The sequence below is a fragment of the Fictibacillus nanhaiensis genome (assembly GCF_019801215.1).
Taxonomy (GTDB): domain Bacteria; phylum Bacillota; class Bacilli; order Bacillales; family Fictibacillaceae; genus Fictibacillus; species Fictibacillus nanhaiensis_C.
In genome coordinates this window covers 14391-36915 of sequence record NZ_JAHVJO010000009.1, presented here as the reverse complement: position 1 = coordinate 36915, position 22525 = coordinate 14391, and the positions used below count along the sequence as shown (strand labels likewise).

Sequence of the window (22525 nt, the reverse complement as noted above, 5' to 3'; positions counted from 1 at the left end):
TGTAATCGACTTATGACGACTTAATCCGACAAATGGGTTAAATAAGACTGTGGAAAAGTTATACACAGTTTTGTGGATAATGTGGAAAAGCTTTTCAATACTTCTCTATTAAAGGTTTCATGTTATGCACAATTAACAAGATGTATACACAGAGAATTGTGGATAAGGTGGATAAGTTAACAAAAACCATATAAAACCTTAACAAATCCTGTGGATAAATAAAAAGCTGACAATCCTTCTCTTTTAAGGATGTCAGCTTAGTTTTAAGCGTTCTGGAGTTCTTCCCATTCTTCCATTAACGTTTCCATTTCTGCATTCAATGCATCTAACTGTGATTGAAACTCTTGGGTCTTTTCATAATTCTGAAAAACTTCTGGTTTGCACAGTTCGCCTTCTGCATAAACGATCTTACTCTCAAGTCCTTCGAGCAGTTCTTCGATTTCCTCAATGCGTCGCTGGCGTTTACGATCCTGCTTTTTCGCTTCTTTATCAATCGAGATCTTTGAACCGTTTGACGTAGTGCTTGACGGGCTGGCAGCTAGACTTTCTGCCTTCTGACGTTCCGCAATTTCTTCACGAGCTTTCATCTCGTTCTTTTTTTCTGTGTAATAATCGTAATCTCCCAGATACTCGGTTATGCCGGACGGAGCGAGTTCAACTACTTTTGTTGCGATTCGATTAATGAAATACCGGTCATGGGAAACGAAAAGAATCGTACCCGGATAATGAATCAAAGCCTGCTCCAGCACCTCTTTGCTATCCAGATCAAGGTGGTTCGTTGGCTCATCCAGCAATAAGAGATTGCCTTTTTCCATCATGAGTTTAGCAAGGGCAAGACGGGCTTTCTGACCGCCGCTCAATTCAGTTACGAGCTTCAGTACATCATCACCGCTAAACAGAAATTGGCCAAGAATGGATCGAATCTCTTTTTCGGTTTTTTCCGGATAATCATCCCAAAGCTCATTGAGTAACGTTTTTCGGGAGTGAAGATCGGCTTGTTCCTGATCATAATGCGATATCTTTAATTGGCTTCCATAGCGAATATCACCTGTTAACAAAGGCAGATCTTTTCGAATTACTTTTAAAAGAGTTGATTTTCCGATGCCGTTCGGTCCAACGATTGCCACGCTGTCTTGACGATTTACGGCTAATTGAACGTTCCGAAACAGCGGGGAGTCACTTTCGTAGCCTGTACTGACGTGTTCAAGTTTCAATACATCGTTGCCGCTCTGCTTTTCAATTTCAAAGGAAAAGGAAGCCGCCTTTTCAGAACCGGCAGGTCTTTCTTTCAATTCCATTTTTTCAAGCTGTTTACGCCTGCTTTGTGCGCGTTTTGTAGTGGATGCCCGTACGATATTTCGCTGAATAAAGTCTTCGAGCTTTGCCACTTGATCCTGCTGCTTCTCAAACTCTTTCATTTCTTGGGCATAACGCTCTGCTTTTTGCTCCAGGTAGTTGGAGTAGTTCCCGGTAAATCGGTAGCATCGCTTTCTGGACACTTCATAAACAGTCGTTACGATTTTATCAAGGAAGTAGCGGTCGTGAGAGACGATCAAAATACCCCCTGGATAACTCTGCAAGTATTGCTCTAACCACGTTAACGTTTTGATATCTAAGTGGTTTGTAGGTTCATCAAGGATAAGCAGATCAGGCTTCGTTAATAGGAGCTTGGCAAGAGCAAGTCTCGTTTTTTGCCCCCCGCTTAGCGTGTTGATCCGCGTATCTCGATCAAAATCGGCAAATTGAAAGCCATGAAGCACGGTACGAATTTCGGCTTCATATTGATAACCGCCTTCATCTTTAAACTGAATCTGCAATTCATCGTAGTCTTTTAACAGACGCTCGTATTCTGTGGCATTTTCCAGTACAGAAGGATCTCCCATTCGTGTCTCCATCTCACGCAGCTTTTTCTCTTTTTTTCGAAGGTGTTCAAAGACAGAGAGCATCTCATTCCAAATCGTCTCTTCTGAATCAAGACCGGCATCTTGTGCAAGGTATCCTGTCTTTACGTCCTTAGGAATCATGACATGACCGGAATCATACGAATACTCGCCTGTTATTACGCGAAGAAGTGTGGACTTGCCTGCGCCGTTCCTTCCCACTAATGCGATTCGTTCTCCTGTTTGAACTTCTAATTTTATATTTGATAAAATAACGTCAGCACCAAAGGACTTAGTGACGTCTTGAACTTGTAAGATAATCATTTGCCTTCACCTCTATAAAAAAGGGGGTGATAGTATTGAGCGATCTACCCCATGTCTACTAGTAGTTTAGCGCAGTTTGACGTTTATCGCCAACTAATGGGAAAGTTCAACATTTTGCAATAAATACAAGTAAAATCATAACGACAATAAAAGCGGTTTCGTGTATATTCATCATGAGGAGGGGTTGTATGAACGGGTTAACCCATTTTAACGGAGAAGGCCGTGCCAAGATGGTAGATATTTCGGAAAAAGAAACGTCTCACCGGACAGCGGTTGCGGTCAGCGGGATAACAGTATGTGAAGAAGTCTTCCTTAAGATCAAAGACAATGGATTCAAAAAAGGGGACGTTCTGGCGGTTGCTCAGGTAGCGGGTATTATGGCTGCGAAGAAAACCGCTGATTGGATACCGATGTGTCATCCACTAGCACTAACAGGTGTTGATCTATCTTTTCACTGGGAAAAACAGAGTGAGGATGGATACAAACTTAATATACAGGCAGAGGTAAAGACAAAAGGAAGCACCGGGGTAGAAATGGAAGCACTCACTGCTGCATCTGCTGCAGCACTGACTGTTTATGACATGTGTAAAGCTGCCGATAAAGGAATGATTATCGGACAAACGTATCTTCTATCAAAAACGGGAGGTAAGAATGGGGATTTTGTACGTTCTTCAAGCCCTGATAAAGTATGATACAATAGGGAAGAATCCGCTTTCTACACATGGAGGGCTCTATCTATGAACCAAGATCAGTTAAAGATACCACATGCTACAGCGAAACGGCTGCCATTGTATTACCGGTTTTTAAAAAATCTATCCTCTTCCGGAAAGCAAAGGGTGTCCTCTGCTGAATTAAGTGAAGCGGTAAAAGTAGATTCTGCCACGATACGCAGAGATTTTTCGTATTTTGGCGCATTAGGAAAAAAGGGTTATGGCTACAATGTTAACTACCTGTTATCTTTTTTCCGAAAAACACTTAATCAGGATGAAACGACCACAGTTGCTTTAATCGGAGTAGGAAATTTAGGCACTGCCTTTTTGCATTACAACTTCACAAAAAATAATAACACGAAGATAGAAGTGGCATTCGATGTCGATCCTTCTAAGATTGGCACAGAGATCGCAGGAGTATCTGTTTTTCACACGAATGACATTGAGAGCGAGCTGAAGAAACGAGGCATAGACGTAGCGATCCTTACTGTACCAGTGGGTGCTGCACAGCCGATCGCAGATCAGCTGGAAAGAGCGGGCGTAAAAGGGATTCTAAACTTTACACCGGCACGTCTAACCTTAGCTCCTGATATCCGCGTCCATCATATTGATCTCGCGGTAGAGCTGCAATCACTTGTTTATTTTATGAAGAATTACTCTTAAAAAAATCAAATTAAAAACCAAAGGAGGCAAACCCATGTTAGGTGCAGGAAGTATCGCATTAATCGCAGGAGCAGCATTGATTTTATTCGGACCAAAAAAGCTGCCTGAGCTAGGAAAAGCAGCAGGAAAGACATTGCGTGAGTTCAAAAATGCAACAAAAGGAATTATGGATGACGATGATGATGTAAAGAAGGAAAAAGACGAACCGAAGAAGTAAGGATGTTTTTCAATGAGCTATGAAAAAAAGATGACGATGTATGATCATTTAGGTGAATTACGAAAACGAATCATTTTGACGGCACTAGCTTTCTTCGCGTTTCTAATCGCGGGTTTTTTCTTTGCTAGGCCGGTGATCGTATATTTGCAAAGTGATCCGATAGCAAAAGATATTCAAATGAACGCCTTTCACTTAACAGATCCGCTGAATGTATATATGTCATTTGCCTTTATTATCGGGCTTGTGTTGACAGCGCCGTTCGCGTTGTATCAGCTATGGGCATTTATCAGTCCAGGACTGTTTGAAAATGAACGCAGAGTTACACTGATGTACATCCCGGTCTCTTTTCTCTTATTTTTAACGGGACTTGCCTTTTCCTATTTTATTCTGTTTCCGTTTGTCGTTGGATTTATGGGGAATGTCGCTACCGCTTTAAGTGTTGAAGGGGAGTACGGAATTCAGGAATACTTTTCATTTTTATTTAACATTACGCTTCCGTTCGGATTGCTGTTTCAATTCCCAGTCCTTGTTATGTTCTTAACACGGCTTGGAATTGTTTCACCTCAATTCTTAAAAAGCATTAGAAAAGTAGCGTATTTTGTTATATTGGTGATTGCCGGATTGATCACGCCGCCAGAACTCATTTCTCACTTGATGGTCACCTTCCCTCTCATTATTCTTTATGAGGTGAGTATCGTTATTTCAAAAACCGCCTATAAAAAAAGAATGAAAGCGGAAATGGAAGCTCTTGTGAAGGAAAGAGAAGAAGCAGCTGAATCGGCTTATAACGAATAAAGGTGAAGAGGGTGCCATAGCTTTGGGCATTCTCTTTTTTAAGTGCAAAAAAACTGCCTCCTTCTGGGGGCAGTTTCGTTTTGCATGTATCTATTTTTTTTGTTTTCTTTTCAAGTGGTTGTTCAAAGCGAAATAGCGGATGCTGTTTGCGAAATCAAATGTGGCAACGACCATCGTAATGATTGTCCAGATGCTCGTCATTCCGTATTCATTCGCATAATGGACAGCCAGATACGTAAAAACAAAGCCGATCGCTAAATACAAAAAGGCCATAAACAAAGGTGATGTCTTCATAGTAGTCCTCCAATAATCAATTGCGCTGTTTCTAGCTGTTTCTCCATTTCCTTAATTTTATCAGCAAGGAAAATCTGGACGATTAAAACGAGTGTATTCATCGCAACGTGTGCCGCAATCGGAACAAGCAGACGTTTTGTTCGAACATAAAGATACGCAAAGGTAAAGCCCATTGCCGTGTAGATTAATAGATGTGTAAAGTCCGCATGAACAGCAGCAAAAATAAGAGAACTGATCAAAGCAGATACAAAGAAATTGAATCGTTTATGAAGGGATCCGAAAATAATTTTACGGAAGATGATCTCTTCAAGTATCGGTCCAACAATTGCCGTGACAATCATAAAGTATTTAACATCTTTTACAATCTCGACTAACATTTCCGTGTTTTCTGAACCTGGCTGGATACCGAATACATTCATTTCGATAAGGCTTGCTATAATCTGTGCAGCATAAGCCATGAAAATACCGATAATGGACCAAAGAACAGCAGAACCTTTTGAAACACGTTCAGAATCGCGATGACGGCTTCTCATTTCAGGGATGAGCATGTATAGGATGATAACAAGAGCAGCGATAAAGCTGATCGTTCCCCACATACCAAACAACTGCTTTTCCGGAACACCTAGTTCGTTTAAAAGAGGTATTCCAAGGAAACCTGAGAATTGCATAGCGATGTATATAAAAATGATCCACCAGTATTTTTTCTTCAAATTAAGTTCTCCTTTAATTCCTTACCCATAATACAATCTTCTTGTTATTACTCTCTATATGCTAACCCATTTTAACATAGAATAGGCATGGCTCGCGAGGATATCGTTTTTGAGAATTTTTTTCTCATTTCCCGCTTGCAAAGTTTTAAAGTTTTATTTATTATTAGAAATGGAGTTAGCACTCACTAACAAAGAGTGCTAATAAGAAAACTTTTTAACTATTTAAGGAGGGTGTTTCACTTGTTAAAGCCATTAGGTGACCGTATTATTATTGAGCTTGTAGAAGGTGAAGAAAAAACTGCAAGCGGCATTGTATTGCCAGATTCAGCAAAAGAAAAGCCTCAAGAAGGAAAAGTTGTTGCTGTAGGTACAGGTCGTGTGACGGATAACGGCGAGCGTATCTCTTTAGAAGTTTCTGAAGGAAGCACGATTATTTTCTCAAAATACGCAGGTACAGAAGTGAAGTACCAAGGCAAAGAATATTTGATTCTTCGTGAATCTGACGTTTTAGCGATCGTAGGCTAACGTTCTAGAGAATGGGAGCTTCAATGATTTGAAGCTACATAAATTAAGAGCATATGTAAGTCACTAACTTTTAACAATTAATGGGAGGGTTTTTACATGGCTAAAGATATTAAATTTAGTGAAGACGCACGCCGCTCAATGCTTCGTGGTGTTGATGCATTAGCGAACGCTGTAAAAGTAACGCTTGGACCAAAAGGACGTAACGTCGTTCTTGAAAAGAAATTCGGTTCTCCGCTAATTACGAATGACGGTGTAACGATTGCAAAAGAGATCGAACTTGAAGATGCATTTGAAAACATGGGTGCTAAACTTGTTGCAGAAGTAGCTAGCAAAACAAACGACGTTGCAGGGGACGGAACAACAACAGCAACGGTTCTTGCACAAGCGATGATCCGTGAAGGATTAAAGAACGTAACAAGCGGTGCAAACCCAATGGTACTTCGTAAAGGGATCGAAAAAGCAACAGCTGCTGCAGTTAAAGAGCTTAAAGCGATCTCTAAGCCAATCGAAGGAAAAGAATCTATCGCACAAGTTGCAGCGATCTCTGCTGCTGACGATGAAGTAGGTCAATTGATTGCTGAAGCGATGGAGCGCGTTGGAAACGACGGCGTTATCACGATTGAAGAATCAAAAGGATTCACAACTGAGCTTGAAGTGGTTGAAGGTATGCAGTTTGACCGCGGATATGCATCTCCATACATGGTTACAAACTCTGACAAGATGGAAGCAGAGCTTGAGAACCCGTACATCCTTATCACAGATAAGAAGATTACAAACATTCAAGAAATCCTTCCAGTTCTTGAGCAAGTGGTACAACAAGGGAAATCTCTATTGTTGATTGCTGAAGACGTTGAAGGGGAAGCACTTGCTACATTAGTAGTTAACAAGCTTCGTGGAACATTCAATGCAGTAGCTGTTAAAGCTCCTGGATTCGGTGACCGTCGTAAAGCAATGCTTGAAGACATCGCAGTACTAACTGGCGGTGAAGTGATTACTGAAGAGCTAGGTCTTGATCTTAAGACGGCGAACATCACGCAGCTAGGTACAGCTTCTAAAGTTGTGGTAACGAAAGAAAACACAACAATCGTTGAAGGTGCTGGCGAATCTTCTAAAATTGCAGCTCGTGTTAACCAAATCAAAGCTCAATTAGAAGAAACGACTTCTGAATTTGATAAAGAAAAATTACAAGAGCGCCTTGCTAAATTAGCAGGTGGTGTAGCGGTAATCAAAGTTGGTGCAGCTACTGAAACTGAGCTAAAAGAGCGTAAACTTCGTATCGAAGACGCTTTGAACTCTACGCGTGCTGCGGTTGAAGAGGGTATTGTATCCGGTGGGGGTACAGCTCTAGTTAACGTATTAAGCGCGATCTCTAAAGTAGAAGCGACTGGCGATGAGCTAACAGGTATCAAACTTGTTCTTCGTGCATTAGAAGAGCCAGTTCGTCAAATCGCACACAACGCAGGTCTTGAAGGATCTGTAGTGGTTGAGCGTCTGAAGAACGAAGAAATCGGAATCGGCTTCAACGCAGCAACGGGCGAATGGGTAAACATGTTCGAATCCGGAATCGTTGACCCAACTAAAGTTACACGTTCAGCTCTTCAAAACGCAGCATCCGTATCAGCAATGTTCCTAACAACAGAAGCAGTAATCGCGGATAAGCCAGAAGAAAACGCTGGCGGCGGAATGCCTGACATGGGCGGAATGGGCATGGGCGGAATGGGCGGCATGATGTAATATCTGCCTCTCTTCCCCCTTAATAGATAAGGGTTTTTGAGAGTGAACTAAAAAGCTCCTCACGAGTCAATTTCGTGAGGAGCTTTTTTCTATTTTTCCACCTTCTCCCCAAAAGCCTCCGGAATCATCGTAAACCCTTCAATAACTGTATCTTCTTCTACTTCTATCATAAGGTAGCGTTTACCGCTAAGTTGAACTTGTTTCACGTACCTTAAATCTTGCGGGCTAATTGCAATTTTAGCTACCTTTGTATCGATTTTAATCGACTTCGAGTTGTATTTCGGTACAACACTGCTCGCTTTTATCTCATATTTATCATCATCAATCACTTTTTGGAAAGCTGATTCTACTTTTTCCACGCTGATATCTTCAACACCGCTTGCTTTCAAAACTCGCTCAACGTCTTTGGAATCTAATCGTGGATGTTCCTCTTCTTCGTTCTCTTCAATCATACGGTTAATCTCTTCATACACGTTGGAGAGGGTAGACGTGTTCAACTGATCCTGTGTTACGTCTTTAATAATCTCTTCAAACACGATCTTATCGTCTTTGGCCGTCATGATTTCTTCGCCATTTAAGACGTCTACAATGAATTCATAATCAGGCTCATGGACTTTTCCGGCTGAGTACAGAATATGGTTAACGTCTGCTGCATTATCGCTGAAACAAGGGAAGAGAAATCCTCCAATCGGTGCGTTCAGATTGATGATAGGATCGACCACGAAATTGTACTTGAACTCTTTTTCCACATAATCAAAAAGCAGTTCTTTTTTCGGTTCTTGTGTATTGTTTATGCTGCACAAAATAAAGGGGAAAGAGTAGACGGCATCTCGTTCACTAATTTCAGCCTCATCATTTTTGCGCTTTGTGGGCTTATAGTATTCTCCCTTAATGAAGGTAATCACGATATCCTTTTCGTACTGACGGTTTAAGAGCATTTTTCCTACCATTTGAAGCATTCGCTCTTTCCAATCTTCTGTATCACTTGCAAGTAGCCCTTGATGCAAAATAAGCTGACTGTTGTTTTCAGCATTTCTATTAAACTTTAATTCAAAAAGCTTTTCGTCGAGATTTCCACCAAGCAATTTTTTGAAGTTATTAAAAAAGAGTTCTTGTTGCTCGGTATCAAGCATTTCGAAAGGCTGGCTCACGTGATGATAGATGTCACTTGATTCTTTCGTTATATACACATTAAAGATGCTGGAGATTTTCAGTAGATCATTCTCTTTTTTGAACTGTTTTCGTATTTGAGCGATATCTTTTTTGTTCATGCTTATCTAACACTCCTATATGGACTGATATGTTTGAAACACCATTCATTTTAACATACATGGTATTGTATACTTAGAGGTGTAAAAGAGAATTTTTGGAACAAAGCTCATAAACGAACATTTTGTCATCGAATCTTTTAGGGATCGTATCGCTGGGCGATACAACTTATGTAGATACGTTACAATCAAAAATATAAGGAGGTCCGATATGTGACGCGATATACAACCGAATGAACAAGCATTCTCCACAAAGGAAGTGGCAGAAGAAGTGGGGATTGCCACACCAACGGTTCGAAAGTACGGTCAAATCCTGGAGCGAAACGGATATGAGTTTTTAAAAGACGGCGACCGACGTATATTTGTTCAATCTGATATCAGTGCGCTTATAGCGCTCCGCGATACGGACAAGCCATTAGACAATACAGCAAAAAATCTTGTGGAAGAGCAGAAAGAAAGACTTGAAACCCCTCCATATACAGATGTAGCGCTACCCGATACATATGAAAACCTGCCACAAGACCCTAATCAACTTAAAGAGGTCTTAATGGTGTTGGCTAATGAGCTTGCTGCGGCACGTGAGATGAACGTCCAACTAACAAACGATATGTCACACCTTAAACTGACGGTATCTCGTCTCCAGCAGGATCATCATGCCATCGGAGCTGCGGTAGGGAACGCAGCGCAGAAAACCAACGCCAAAATTGAAAAATTAACAGAACAACAAAGAAAGCATTATGAAAACTTGTTGGAGCAAGAAAAACAAAAAAGCGATATTCTGCAAAAAGAGATACAAGATTTAAAGGATGAACAGAAAAAAGAATGGCGATTGCAGAGTGATTTTAATCAACGTTTGGAAAAAGTGATACAACGGACAGAAAAAAGAAGCTGGCTTTCCTCATTATTCCGAAAATAAACGGGCATATCGCTGGGCGATATGCTCTAATAAAGACAGGGTGTATTTTAGAGTCATATATCGCCACCCGATATGATGCAACATCCGCATACCAAAACCACCATATCGCTACCCAATACATATTAAGCTAAAAGTATACCTACACATTTCTTAATTTCCCGAGAAATATCTACATAATCCGAGTTTTGCTCTGGACTACTTCTAACACTCAATCATCAGACAGACGAAATTTAAACTGCGTTTGTCGAAAATCGGATAAATGGAAAATAACGTGGAATTATTTCATCTAACGTAGGAGAAAACCAATTTAACGTGGAATTATCTGAAATAACGTGGGAATAAGCTGCTCCAGTCCTTGTTTTACCGTCATTACACTCCTCTCACAAACTCTCAATCCCTTTCCTCCCTTTGTTCCTACCAATTTAACCTCTTCCGTACTTGTTTTCATCAAAATATACCGAATTTTCTCTTTTTTTGTAAAAAAACAAGGATTATAGATTCTCCGATGCGAAATTAATAGGAAGAAATAAAATTATAGAATATAGAGACAGAAATGTTAGAGGGGAGTCTATCATGAATGCTAGAAATGAAAGGTCATATGAATATCACCCGCAGCTTAGAGAGGTTATCGCCAATGTTGAAAAAGTAATGGTAGGTAAAAAACAGGTAACAGAATTAACGCTTGTTTCTTTATTAGCGGGAGGGCATGTACTGCTTGAGGATGTACCTGGAGTAGGGAAAACGATGATGGTCCGATCTATCGCGAAATCTCTTGGTCTAACCTTTAACCGTATACAGTTTACACCTGATTTATTGCCGTCTGATATGACGGGAGTTTCGATATATAACCAGAAAGACATGCTTTTTGAATTTAGACCGGGTCCTTTGGTGGGGAACGTCATTTTAGCCGATGAGATCAACCGTACCTCTCCAAAGACACAGTCGGCATTACTGGAATCGATGGAAGAGATGAGCATGACCGTTGATGGCCAAACACACATTTTACCTGATCCGTTTTTAGTTATGGCCACGCAAAATCCGATTGAATATGAGGGGACATATCCGCTTCCTGAAGCTCAGCTTGACCGTTTCTTAATGAAACTGACGATGGGTTACCCGACGCCAGAAGAAGAGTTTAACGTGTTAAACGTAATTGGAAGTGAACACCCGATCCATCAGTTAAGACCTGCGATTTCAGGAGAAGAAATTGCTGAACTGAAAACGGCTGTAAAGCAGATCTTTGTTACGGATTCTGTAAAACGATACATTGTGGATCTCGTCAACCGCACGCGAAACCATAAGTCCATTGCTTTAGGAGTAAGTCCCCGCGGCTCGCTGGCTTTATTAAAAGCAGCACAAGCTTATGCGTTATTAATGAACCGTGATTTTGTAATCCCTGATGATATAAAATATTTAGCCCCGTTTGTACTTGTGCATCGTGTGCTATTAAAACCCGAAGCCCGTTTCGAAGGTGTAACCGCTCAAGAAGTGATTAAAGATCTTCTGGCTCGTGTTCCTGCGCCTATTCATAAGGAACAACATGCGTGATGAAGGCATTGCTCAAGAAATTTTGGGAGCGTTTTAAAACACCAATAGGGTTTTCAGGGATCATTTTTTTATTAGTTGTTACGTTTTCTTTTGCCATGTTTCAAGGCGGATTCGTAAGCTGGTTTTTATTCTACAGTGTTCTTCCGATTGTTCTTTACTCGTTAGCGATGGCTTTCTATCCGATTCACCGGCTTAAGATCGAACGTTTTATCTCAAAGGATAAATTAATGGCTGGAGAAGAAGTGGAGATTACGATCCTCGTTACGCGCCGCAGTCATTTTCCGTTGTTTTACGTTGTATTGGAAGACGTGCTGCCAGAAGCATTGCTTCGGGAAACCCGCTATGACGGGAACACTCATCAAATTCAATCCCGCATCCTGATGTTTCCGCTGTTTCGAAAAAAACTCGAGTATACGTATACGATCAATCCTGCACCGCGCGGTTTGTTTAAGTTTGATCAGATCAGGGTGAAGACCGGTGATATTTTTGGTTTCGTCTTAAAGAGTACGAGTGTATCCGTTCACGATCAGATTTTTGTTTATCCGCAATATCAAGAGATTGAACGGTGGGAAACCGGGAAAATGCTTCAGACTGGTATGAAAAAAGTAGGAAAGCGTTCCTTTACCGATTACACGTCTACGGTTAGCGTTCGGGATTATGTGGCAGGAGACAGAATGAACTGGCTGCACTGGAAAGCAAGTGCTCGATCGAACAAGCTCTTGACGAAAGTGTTTGAACAGCAGAGGAATGACGATTTTGTAATCGTTCTGGACCATTGTGAAAAAAGCTATGAAACGAATGATTGGCTGTTTGAACGCGGCGTTTCCCTTGCAGCATCACTTGTTCACTTCTCGATATTAAAAGGGGGATCCATTGGCTACCATCCTTTTAAAGGAAAAGAAATACCGATGAACATCGGCATTGAACAAGAGTGGCGTATCTTTCATGAACTTGCAAAAGTAAAAGCGGACGTGTCCGACTTTTTTGAAGAGCGGCTTAAGCAGGAATACATGGTAGGTCATATGGAAGGGAAAACGGCGCTCATTGTTTCACCTAATTTAACGGAATATACGATGAAGACGCTCGAGCTTTTGGCTTCCCGTCAGCAAACGAATGTGATCTTCTTCTATCTCGCATTGGATACGAAGCTCAAGAGCCAGGAGCTTAACTATATTAATCGAATCAGGCAGTTTGGTGTTCCGGTAACACCGATCATCGGTTCTGACTTTAATGAATCATTGAAGGCAGGTGGCATGTATGCCTCAATCTAACCAGCAGCAAGCTTCAACGTTGCACACCCTAATCCTTTACGGTCTTGGATTCCTTTTATTATGGGAATGGTTAAGACCGCTGAAAGACATAACAACAACGGATGACATTCAAATCTTTGTGATGTACACCTTGTTTTTGTTCATTGTGACTTATTTTCAGCTTCCATTCTGGATTTCGTTTCCAGTAAAGCTTGGTGCACTGCTTTATGCGCTGCATTCTCTTTATTTTTACGAGGTGTTCCTATCCTTTAAGTGGGTTCCCTTTCTTAAAGAGGATATTACGTATAACGTGAACCTTATTATGGATCGCAATTGGGATGACATGACGTCTTTAAGCCGATCTTTATTGTTCTTTGTTCTATTATGGCTCGTTAGCTATCTGATGCATTATTGGCTGATCCAGACGAGGCGCATCTTCTTGTTTTTCTTGATCACCATCATTTATATATCCATTCTTGATACGTTTACTGTTTATGATGCGAAGTTCGCCATCATAAGAACTGTGTTTATCGGTCTATTGCTGATCGGAATTTTACGAATGATGAAGATCATCGAACAAGAAGGATTTTCTTTGTTAAAAGGGAGGTTCCCGGTATTATGGGTCGCACCGTTATCCGGGGTAATCGCACTATCCTCTGTATTAGGATATGTCGCACCTAAAGCCTCTCCTATTTGGCCTGATCCTGTGCCTTTCATTCAAAATATGTCTGGTAAGGGTGATGGAGAAGCACTTGGAGAGGGTACGGGTGGTATCGCGAAGATCGGATACGGTGAGAACGACAGCCAGTTGGGTGGTCCTTTTCAATTCGACTATACACCCATCTTTACATCCTATGACAGTGGAAGACACTATTGGAGGATTGAAACGAAAGAGTTCTATTCCGGCAAAGGGTGGGAGAACAAAATACCGACTCAGGCTGTAGCTGTTGAACCACAGTTTCCTGATGCAACTACGAATTATACACGTGTTTGGGAAGACGGTCTTCAGATGGAGAACCATCAAGCTCGAATCGAAGCAAAGAATGGAAAAGAGTACTCTTTCCTCATGATTCCTGGAAAGCTTACAAACATTAAGGGTGATCCAGAAACAAGCTTCCAGTTGGATGGTGTGAGTGGAAAGATCTCTGCTTTCCAAGGGGGAAGAGAAGAGAAACTCTTTGCTTACGAGATGGATTATCAGCTGCCGGTCTTAAAGGAAGAACAGCTGAAAGCTTCAACGAATCAGTACCCGCAATATATCACGGATACGTATCTGCAGTTGCCTGAAACCTTGCCAGAGCGTGTGAAAGATCTCGCTCAAAAAGAAACCGCCAGTCAACCGACCATCTACGATAAAGTAAAAACAATTGAAGGGTACTTTGCAAAAAATGCATACGGGTACAACACGATCGAAGTAGCCGTACCAAAAGGCGACGAAGATTATGTGGACCAGTTTCTTTTTGATACGAAAAAAGGCTATTGTGATAATTTTTCAACCTCCATGGTGGTAATGCTCAGGTCAATTGGAATTCCCGCACGCTGGGTAAAAGGATTTACACCAGGAACATTTGAACGGACAGGTGAAGATGGTCTTCGTGAACATACCGTTACAAATGCGAACGCCCACTCCTGGGTGGAAGTTTATTTTTCAGGAATCGGTTGGGTGCCGTTTGAGCCGACACGCGGATTCGACAATCCTTTTCAGCCAGAAGAAGATAAAGAAGACTCCACTTCAGTAGATGCAGTTCCTGAACAGCCTGACAAGCAAGAAAAAAATCTTGAAGAAGGATCATCCTCTTCAGAAAATAAAATCGGCTTCTCTGCACTGAAACTTGCAGGATATACGATTGGGGGACTCTTTATTTTCCTTGCTGCAGCTGCACTTTTAGCGTTTATATTCCGAAAAAAGTGGCTGCGTCAATACACGATCTGGCGTTATAAACGCAAGCAAGGATCTGAAACCTTTGAAGAAGCTTTTGAAAGGCTGCTCTGGCTGTTAAACGTATATGGCATTAGAAGACAGCCCGCTTTAACACTAAGAGAATATGCGTTATATGTGGATCGTGCGCTCGATTCCAAAGATATGAAGATATTAGCAAAAGTGTATGAGGGCGTTCAATTCAGCCCGAAAAAGAAAAGTGATCTATGGAACGATTTCCATCGTGAATTGTGGGAAAATTTAATTAAAAGAATCCGCTCTTGACCGCTATAACAGGCATTGTTAGAATGTCTTTAAGATTATAGCGTCAGAAATATTCTCCTTCGTATATCCTCGATAATAAGGTTCGAGAGTCTCTACCGGGTCGCCGAAAATGACCTGACTATGAAGGCAGGGTTCTTTATAGCTACATTTAAGGAATTCTGCCTTTGTTTTTTTGTGGAAAACAAGGGTAGAATTCTTTTTGTTTTATAAAGTAAGACAAGCTGACGGATACTATAGCTGACATTAATAGATGGGGTGAGTACATGAGCGTAACGAATGATTTGCATGTAATGAGCGAAATGATCGTTGTGTTAGATTTCGGTGGACAATACAATCAGTTGATTGCACGTCGTATCCGTGACTTAGGAGTATATAGTGAGCTGCATCCGCACACAACAACGGCGGAAGATATAAAAAAGATGAATCCAAAAGGAATCATTTTCTCTGGCGGACCAAACTCTGTATATGCAGAAGGGTCACCAGCATGTGATGAAGCCATATTCGATCTAGGCATCCCTGTTCTTGGTATCTGTTATGGTATGCAGCTGATGAGTCATCACTTTGGCGGAAAAGTGGAACGTGCAAGCCATCGTGAATACGGGAAAGCATCAATTAAAGTAACCAACACAAACAAACTTTATGATAACCTGCCAGAAGAACAAGTGGTTTGGATGAGTCATAGTGACCTCGTTGTTGCACCTCCAGAAGGTTTCGTTACAGATGCAACAAGCATCTCCTGCCCCGTAGCTGCAATGAGTGATGTGTCGCGCCAGCTTTATGGAGTTCAATTCCACCCGGAAGTGCGTCACTCTGAGTACGGCATCGAGTTTCTGGATAACTTCGTGAAGTCCGTTTGTGAATGTGAAGGCAACTGGACGATGGAAAACTGGATCGAGGATGAAATACAGAAAATCCGTGACGTTGTTGGAGACAAAAAAGTCATCTGTGCGATGTCCGGCGGAGTGGATTCTTCCGTTGTAGCTGTTCTTGTTCATAAAGCGATTGGTGATCAGCTCACATGTATCTTTGTAGACCATGGCCTACTTCGTAAAGATGAAGCAGATCAAGTGATGAAAACGTTTAGCGAAGGATTTAACATTAACATCATTAAAGTTGATGCCAAGGACCGTTTCCTAAGCAAGCTTGAGGGTGTGTCTGATCCTGAGAAAAAACGTAAGATCATCGGTAATGAATTTATTTATGTATTTGATGAAGAAGCTTCTAACCTTCAAGGAATTGAGTATCTTGCACAAGGAACACTTTATACAGATATCGTAGAAAGTGGAACAGCAACCGCTCAAACGATAAAGTCTCACCACAACGTGGGCGGACTACCTGAAGATATGCAGTTTACGTTAATCGAGCCGCTTAACACTTTATTTAAAGATGAAGTCCGTAAAGTAGGTACAGAGCTTGGCATTCCAGAACATATCGTTTGGCGTCAGCCGTTCCCTGGACCTGGTCTTGGTATCCGAGTATTAGGTGCGATTACAGAAGAAAAGCTCGAAATCGTTCGTGAATCAGACGCGATCCTTCGCGAAGAAATTTTGAATGCCGGATTAGATCGTGACGTTTGGCAGTATTTCACGGTGTTGCCTGATATCCGAAGTGTAGGGGTAATGGGTGATGCTCGTACGTATGATTACACGATTGGAATCCGTGCAGTTACGTCCATTGACGGCATGACATCCGACTGGGCTCGTATTCCGTTTGATGTATTAGAGAAAATCTCTACTCGTATCGTAAACGAAGTGAATCATATTAATCGTGTTGTTTATGATATTACTTCTAAGCCGCCGGCAACCATTGAGTGGGAGTAGGGTAAAAGTTAAAAACCGAACGATTATAGTGAAATAACATAAAATCATTCGTAAAAAAGGTTGACGAACGACAAAATTCGACCTATACTCAAGATATTAATAAATTTAATGAAATTCCTACGTATAATATCGGGGATATGGCCCGAAAGTTTCTACCAGACTGCCGTAAATGGTCTGACTACGGAGGATTATTGAAATAGTAGCATGCGCTATTTTTGTGGCATATGTACGGTTTCTTTAACCTTTTCGTATTCAGACCCAGGGGCAAGTCCCTTGGGTCTTTTTGTTTGTTTCATGCGTAGGCGCGTATAGGGGGAAAAGAGAGATGGAACGTTATTTTGGCTTTAAGGATTTTAATACGAGTTACAAAAAAGAAGCAACAGCAGGTTTAACAACGTTTCTTGCGATGGCTTATATCTTGTTTGTTAACCCGATGGTTCTTGGTGACGCTGGTATGGATAAAGGCGCCGTATTCACAGCAACGGCACTTGCAGCAGCTCTTGGAACATTGTTCATGGGAATCGTTGCAAAATATCCGATTGCCCTTGCACCGGGTATGGGACTCAATGCATTTTTTGCATACTCCGTTGTTCTGGTGATGGGTATTCCTTGGCAGACTGCACTTGCAGGAGTATTGATGTCTGGAATTATCTTTATTTTTATTACATTATTCAAGATTCGCGAAACAATCATTAATGCAATTCCGCAAGATTTAAAATTTGCAGCAGCATCTGGTATTGGACTGTTTATCGCTTTTATCGGTTTAAAAAATGCAGGAATTATCGCTGAAAATAAAGCAACACTCGTCTCTCTTGGCGATTTAACGCAAGGACCAACATTGCTTGCGATCTTTGGTTTCATCATTACTATTCTGATGATGATCCGAAATATCCGGGGCGGAATCTTCTACGGAATGGTCATTACAGCGGTTGTCGGTATCTTTGTTGGCTTAATTGATAAGCCGGATAAAATTGTCGGGGCTATCCCAAGCCTTGCACCAACATTCGGACAAGCGTTCAGCCACTTCGATCAAATTTTTACAGTAGAAATGATGATTGTCGTCCTCACATTCTTTATCGTTGATTTCTTCGATACAGCTGGAACGCTTATGGCCGTTTCATCTCAAGCTGGAATTATGAAAAACAATAAACTGCCTCGTGCAGGTAAAGCATTGCTTGCCGATTCATCAGCGATTGCAGTTGGAGCGGTTCTAGGAACTTCTTCTACAACAGCTTACATCGAGTCAGCTTCAGGTGTAGCAGCAGGTGGGCGTACTGGATTCACATCAGTCGTAACAGGAGCATTTTTCTTATTGGCGTTATTCTTCTCCCCTTTATTAGTTGTTGTAACACCTTCTGTAACAGCGCCTGCTTTAATTATCGTTGGTGTCTTGATGGTTTCAGTATTAAGCAAAATTAAGTGGGATCGTTTAGAAATCGCAGTTCCAGCATTCTTAACACTGATTGCAATGCCACTCACATACAGCATCGCAACAGGAATTGCATTAGGGTTCGTGATGTATCCTTTAACGATGACTGTAAAAGGCCGAGCAAAAGAAATTCACCCGATTATGTGGGTATTGTTTATCATCTTCATAAGTTATTTCGTATTCTTAATAGAATAGAGAGAATCAATAGCAGGAATGTCCGAAAGTGGGCATTCCTTTTTTGTATTTCAGGAAAACGAACGGAAAAATAGCCGATAACTTTAAAGAAGAAAGGTGCTAAATTATAGTTTCTTCATTATAATAGTGTGCAGATTGACCGTTAAGGAGAAGTGGGAAAATGGAAACGATGTGGAGCGTTTGGTTTTTTATAGTAGGAGCGGTACTGGCATCATTTGGCGGAGTGGTTGGTTATCGTCTTCCAAAGGGAATGAAGGTCATTGGCGTAGAACGCTCACAGTGTGACCATTGCAAGAGGCAGCTGAAATGGTTTGAACTGTTTCCGATTGTTTCTTTTTTTGCTGCTGGTGGCAAGTGCGTGATGTGTAAGAAGCGGATTCCTTTCATCTATACAGTTGTGGAGTTGTTAACAGGTGCTCTATACGCGTTTTCCTACATAAAATATGGATTTTCAGTGGAGCTGCTTTTAGCGTGCTCGCTCATTTTGTTATGCGCCATTATTTTTGTATCAGATATATTGTATTTCATCATTTCAGATAAAGTATTGATCGTGTTTTTGGTTTGGTTTTTGATATTGCAAATCGTGTTTGAATATAGAAGCTGGCTGGATGCAGTGGCGGGAGGTTTGCTTGGATTTTGCTTTTTGTTGCTACTTGCGATTTTATCAAAAGGCGGAATTGGCGGCGGGGACATTAAACTGATGGGTGTGCTGGGGCTGGTGCTAGGGTTTCAGGGGGCATATCTTACATTGATGATAGCATCTGTTGTTGGAGTATTAGTCGCAATTGTGGGATTGCTGGCGAAGAAATATAATCGGAAAACAGCGATTCCGTTTGGACCATACCTAGCGATCGGAGCATTAGTGACGTTTTATTATAGTGTGGAGTTGTTAGGGTTGATTTTTTGATTATTTAGAAACTTCAATTGTATTTATTCGTAAGGATGTAAATGAAATATTTAAGTAGTCCAGGTGTAATAGAGATTATATCTGCAAATGATGATCAAACCAGGAGAGAAGATAAAAGTCGAGTTTTTTTGTTGAATACTCTTGGAATTAGATAGAGGTATTAATATCACATAAACGTATTATTATCTATACAGAAGGAAGAGGGGAAAATGGGTATTTATCATCTAACGGGTGTGTTCTGGTTCAATATAGGTGCATTTGCGTTTGGCCTTATTCTGGCGATTACATCATTCAACTATTACAAAAAATTAAATAGAATGAAGACAGGTGTTTATTGGGCAATCGGTTGTATCACAATATGTTTACTTTTTGTAAATGGAATAATAAAAGTTGTGGATTTAATGGATGAAAACATGAAAGAGGGAGCTTTCGAAACACTACAAGAAAGATATGAAGACCGAGGAGATCATAAAAACGAATCTTATGACAACTTAGAGGTGGTCGTTATTCCTCAGAAACTAAAGTGGTCTACTTCTTATAATATCTATATAGGTAATTTCAACAAATTATATACTTATACAGGGAACGTTGAAATTACGATTTGGAATAAGAAAGACAAAAAGGTTTTTACACATGTCACTGAAAAAGTGACTATAAAGCCTGGAGAGAAAAAAGAAATTAAAAATGTGAATTATGATACATGGCACTCCGGATATTCCTGGAAATGGTTAGGAGAACTGAAAAAATGAATCAGATAAACCATCTAAACAAACGTTTAGGTGGTTTTTGATATTTAAATCGTTTTTCCTAGTAAGTACGGATTGGTCCGAAAGTACCAAAACCCTTTGTGTATGGCATTCTAGGTTTTAAATAGTAATTTTAGTGGAATTTAAATTTTAGCATTAATGGGTATTTATGTATTTTAGGTATGAATATATTCCTAGGATAATTATTAGATGATCGCAGAAAAGGTCTGAGATGGAAGGGAGGTAGTAAGAAGGTTGTGGATAAGTCATGTAAACCTTTATAAGACAAGGATTTAGATGCATTGACGCTCTTGGGAAATCTGTGATAGTTTTGGCTTAGAAAATTGGCATATACCCAGAATGAACTTAAAATTTTATCGAAATAGCAATTTGGAGAGAGAGGTCACACATACGCATGCTTGAGTCTAAGAGAAAAGCCATTATATTTATTACCTTATCCGTTTTACTAGCCATACTTGCTGGAGTTATGTTTCTTCAGAAAGTTAAAGCTCTTAATAATCAACTAGGTGATACAACCCCTGTATATGTAGCTAAAACGGATATTCCATCTCGAGAACTGATTAAACCAAGTCAAGTTAAGACAATAGAATTGCCTAATAAATATATAACGGATAAACATATTGTTGATAAAAGCAAGTTAGCAAATATGGTATCAATTGTACCGCTTTCTCAAGATGACATCATAACAACAAGTATGTTAAAAGAAGCTTCAAGCGTAAGAGATCAAAATAACAGACTGGTTACAATAGTACCTTCTGAAAAGGTAAGTTTTGATCAAGAATTAGAAATTTCCGATCGTGTGGATATTATTGTTTCACACAAATTTGAAGAAAAACCCAAAACTGAATTATTCATGAGTGATGTTCTTGTTTCTATGGTAGCAAAGAAGGATGGGAAATTTAAAGGAGTTAGACTAGAAGTATCTGTAGAAGACGCTGCAAAGCTTATTCATATGCAAAATTACGCAGATAGTGTTCGAATATTGAAAGCAAACGTGGGTAAATCTGAAACGGCAGATAAACAAGGAAAACCGGTAGTACCAAAGACTGAGACACCTGCGCCTGCACCAGCATCAAAAGCTCCAGAGAAGACACCACCTGCTGAACCTAAGCCAGCGGCAAAACCAGTTCAGGCACCAGCACCAAAAAAAGAATAAACCAATACATCTACATCTGATAAGTAACACGATCTGGAGGTTCCTATAAATGAATACGCGTCAAAAAATTGTGGTCATTAGTGAAGATACACTATTAAAAGAAAATATTAGTAATTCATTACATGAATACGAAAAAGTAGAATATGTTTTGCCGTTTCAAATGGCTAAAGAAATTGATCGTCTCTCACCCGATATAGCGATTGTAGCTAAGCTTTCACTCGAACAAAGCGTTGAAATGGTTCAGAGCATCCACTCTATCAACCCTTCTGTTCAAATAATATTTGTGTCAGATGTACCTGACTTCGAATTATTAAGAGAAGTTATCAGAGTAGGTGCAGTTGATTTCTTTGTCCTTCCAGAGGAGCAAACGCTTATGCATGATTCTTTGGATAAGGTGTGCAAAGTAATTGAACAAAATAAAAAACAAGAAGGCAATGCACATAGCTTTAAAAAAGGAAAAGGTACGATTATTTCTTTTTATAGTGGAAAAGGTGGCAGCGGGAGAACTCTTCTCTCCACTTCCTTTGCCCAAACGTTAAAACTAGATTCTACTGCGCAAGTGTTATTCATTGATTTAAATCTTCAATATGGAGGGGCAGAAGCCTTTTTAGGGTTGGATGAGAGCAGATCTATCGTAGATTTAAAACCAGTTATTGAAGAGTTGAACGAGGGCCATATAAAAAATGTTACACAAAAAGAAAAATATTCTTCATTAGAAGTTTTGTTAAGTCCTTGTGATGCAGAATCTGCTGAAGTGGTAGACACAGAATTTATATCGAAGCTTTTACGAACATGTAGAAGAGCTTATGACTATGTGATTGTGGATCTGCCGGCTTACATGAATGAAGTGAATGTCACGGCACTTGAAGAATCAGACTTGATCTATTATGTAATGAACCTAGACACACCATCTTTAAGGGTTTACAAAAATACGGAAGAACTTTTTGGGCGTCTAAGTATTAATACAGAAAACCGTTTATTCTTTGTTTTTAATCAAGTTGGTAAAGAGAATGAACTTACGATAAAAGATTTTAAAAGCCTTTTATCCAAACCAGTCGTTGCAGAAATTAATCGGGACCTAAAGGGCATACAAACGGCAATAAATAATAGCACTCCATTAAGAAAAGAGCCGAATGAAAAGAAAATTTCAGTTGCGGCTAAAGGAATAAAAAAATGGGTTGCTTCGACCTTGAAGTAGAGAGGAGAAAAAGTAT

The 22525-nt window shown here is 40.4% G+C and carries 20 protein-coding genes and 2 riboswitches; of the genes, 16 read left to right on the top strand and 4 right to left on the bottom strand.

Annotation, left to right across the window (positions count from 1 at the left end; all coding sequences use genetic code 11):
* Positions 1–263: 263 nt before the first annotated feature.
* On the bottom strand, positions 264–2204 hold the full coding sequence (locus KUV80_RS18295) for an ABC-F family ATP-binding cassette domain-containing protein (protein WP_222464159.1): 1941 nt from the start codon (positions 2202–2204) through the stop codon (positions 264–266).
* 188 nt (positions 2205–2392) lie between these two features.
* Between KUV80_RS18295 and moaC the strand changes: the two genes are divergently transcribed.
* Genes moaC through tatC form a run of 4 tightly spaced genes read left to right on the top strand, consistent with a single transcriptional unit; the run spans position 2393 to position 4589 of the window.
* Positions 2393–2896: a cyclic pyranopterin monophosphate synthase MoaC gene (moaC, locus tag KUV80_RS18290; RefSeq protein WP_222464158.1), complete on the top strand. Its 504-nt coding sequence runs from the start codon at positions 2393–2395 to the stop codon at positions 2894–2896.
* Positions 2897–2941: 45 nt separating this feature from the next.
* Positions 2942–3577, top strand: a complete 636-nt coding sequence (locus tag KUV80_RS18285; RefSeq protein ID WP_222464157.1) for a redox-sensing transcriptional repressor Rex — start codon at positions 2942–2944, stop codon at positions 3575–3577.
* A 34-nt stretch (positions 3578–3611) separates the two neighbouring features.
* Complete coding sequence (locus KUV80_RS18280) at positions 3612–3794, top strand: twin-arginine translocase TatA/TatE family subunit (protein WP_222464156.1); 183 nt, start codon at positions 3612–3614, stop codon at positions 3792–3794.
* A 12-nt stretch (positions 3795–3806) separates the two neighbouring features.
* A complete protein-coding gene (gene tatC / locus KUV80_RS18275; RefSeq protein ID WP_222464155.1) occupies positions 3807–4589 on the top strand; it encodes a twin-arginine translocase subunit TatC in 783 nt (260 codons plus the stop codon).
* A gap of 90 nt (positions 4590–4679) precedes the next feature.
* Here the strand turns inward: tatC and KUV80_RS18270 are convergent, their stop codons facing one another.
* Both KUV80_RS18270 and KUV80_RS18265 read right to left on the bottom strand, forming a co-directional pair.
* Positions 4680–4883 (bottom strand): YdiK family protein, encoded by a 204-nt coding sequence (locus tag KUV80_RS18270; protein WP_222464154.1) that lies wholly within the window; start codon positions 4881–4883, stop codon positions 4680–4682.
* Positions 4880–5593 carry a CPBP family intramembrane glutamic endopeptidase gene (locus tag KUV80_RS18265; RefSeq protein ID WP_222464153.1) on the bottom strand — a complete coding sequence of 238 codons (714 nt, stop codon included), beginning with the start codon at positions 5591–5593 and terminating at the stop codon, positions 4880–4882. Before KUV80_RS18265 ends, KUV80_RS18270 begins: the two co-directional genes overlap by 4 nt.
* Before the next feature lie 240 nt (positions 5594–5833).
* Here KUV80_RS18265 and groES point away from each other — a divergent pair, with 240 nt between their 5' ends.
* Both groES and groL read left to right on the top strand, forming a co-directional pair.
* Complete coding sequence (gene groES / locus KUV80_RS18260) at positions 5834–6118, top strand: co-chaperone GroES (RefSeq protein ID WP_222464152.1); 285 nt, start codon at positions 5834–5836, stop codon at positions 6116–6118.
* A gap of 96 nt (positions 6119–6214) precedes the next feature.
* Positions 6215–7852 carry a chaperonin GroEL gene (groL, locus tag KUV80_RS18255; protein WP_222464151.1) on the top strand — a complete coding sequence of 546 codons (1638 nt, stop codon included), beginning with the start codon at positions 6215–6217 and terminating at the stop codon, positions 7850–7852.
* Positions 7853–7941: 89 nt separating this feature from the next.
* On the opposite strand, the gene KUV80_RS18250 is transcribed toward groL, so the two are convergent.
* Entirely contained in the window at positions 7942–9123 is a 1182-nt protein-coding gene (locus KUV80_RS18250; RefSeq protein WP_222464150.1) for a DUF4317 domain-containing protein, read from the bottom strand.
* Between the two features lie 268 nt (positions 9124–9391).
* Between KUV80_RS18250 and KUV80_RS18245 the strand changes: the two genes are divergently transcribed.
* From KUV80_RS18245 to KUV80_RS18200, 10 genes are all read left to right on the top strand, one after another.
* Positions 9392–10036 carry a hypothetical protein gene (locus tag KUV80_RS18245; protein ID WP_246625296.1) on the top strand — a complete coding sequence of 215 codons (645 nt, stop codon included), beginning with the start codon at positions 9392–9394 and terminating at the stop codon, positions 10034–10036.
* A 573-nt stretch (positions 10037–10609) separates the two neighbouring features.
* Positions 10610–11584 carry an AAA family ATPase gene (locus KUV80_RS18240; protein WP_222464149.1) on the top strand — a complete coding sequence of 325 codons (975 nt, stop codon included), beginning with the start codon at positions 10610–10612 and terminating at the stop codon, positions 11582–11584.
* Positions 11584–12855 carry a DUF58 domain-containing protein gene (locus KUV80_RS18235; RefSeq protein ID WP_222464148.1) on the top strand — a complete coding sequence of 424 codons (1272 nt, stop codon included), beginning with the start codon at positions 11584–11586 and terminating at the stop codon, positions 12853–12855. Before KUV80_RS18240 ends, KUV80_RS18235 begins: the two co-directional genes overlap by 1 nt.
* Positions 12842–15037 (top strand): DUF4129 domain-containing transglutaminase family protein, encoded by a 2196-nt coding sequence (locus KUV80_RS18230; RefSeq protein WP_222464147.1) that lies wholly within the window; start codon positions 12842–12844, stop codon positions 15035–15037. The genes KUV80_RS18235 and KUV80_RS18230 overlap by 14 nt, the downstream gene beginning before the upstream one ends.
* A gap of 39 nt (positions 15038–15076) precedes the next feature.
* A riboswitch (purine riboswitch) is annotated at positions 15077–15178 on the top strand.
* Positions 15179–15300: 122 nt separating this feature from the next.
* Positions 15301–16857, top strand: a complete 1557-nt coding sequence (guaA, locus tag KUV80_RS18225; protein WP_222464146.1) for a glutamine-hydrolyzing GMP synthase — start codon at positions 15301–15303, stop codon at positions 16855–16857.
* A 99-nt stretch (positions 16858–16956) separates the two neighbouring features.
* Positions 16957–17058, top strand: a riboswitch (purine riboswitch).
* Positions 17059–17182: 124 nt separating this feature from the next.
* The gene (locus KUV80_RS18220) at positions 17183–18481 is read left to right on the top strand and encodes an NCS2 family permease (protein ID WP_222464145.1); all 1299 of its coding nucleotides are present in this window, start codon (positions 17183–17185) and stop codon (positions 18479–18481) included.
* Positions 18482–18641: 160 nt separating this feature from the next.
* The gene (locus tag KUV80_RS18215) at positions 18642–19388 is read left to right on the top strand and encodes a prepilin peptidase (protein WP_222464144.1); all 747 of its coding nucleotides are present in this window, start codon (positions 18642–18644) and stop codon (positions 19386–19388) included.
* 209 nt (positions 19389–19597) lie between these two features.
* Positions 19598–20137, top strand: coding sequence for a hypothetical protein (locus KUV80_RS18210; protein WP_222464143.1), 540 nt, complete (start codon positions 19598–19600; stop codon positions 20135–20137).
* Positions 20138–20549: 412 nt separating this feature from the next.
* The gene (gene cpaB, locus KUV80_RS18205; protein ID WP_222464142.1) at positions 20550–21311 is read left to right on the top strand and encodes a Flp pilus assembly protein CpaB; all 762 of its coding nucleotides are present in this window, start codon (positions 20550–20552) and stop codon (positions 21309–21311) included.
* Positions 21312–21360: 49 nt separating this feature from the next.
* Positions 21361–22509 carry an AAA family ATPase gene (locus KUV80_RS18200; protein WP_222464141.1) on the top strand — a complete coding sequence of 383 codons (1149 nt, stop codon included), beginning with the start codon at positions 21361–21363 and terminating at the stop codon, positions 22507–22509.
* The last annotated feature ends 16 nt before the right edge of the window (positions 22510–22525 follow it).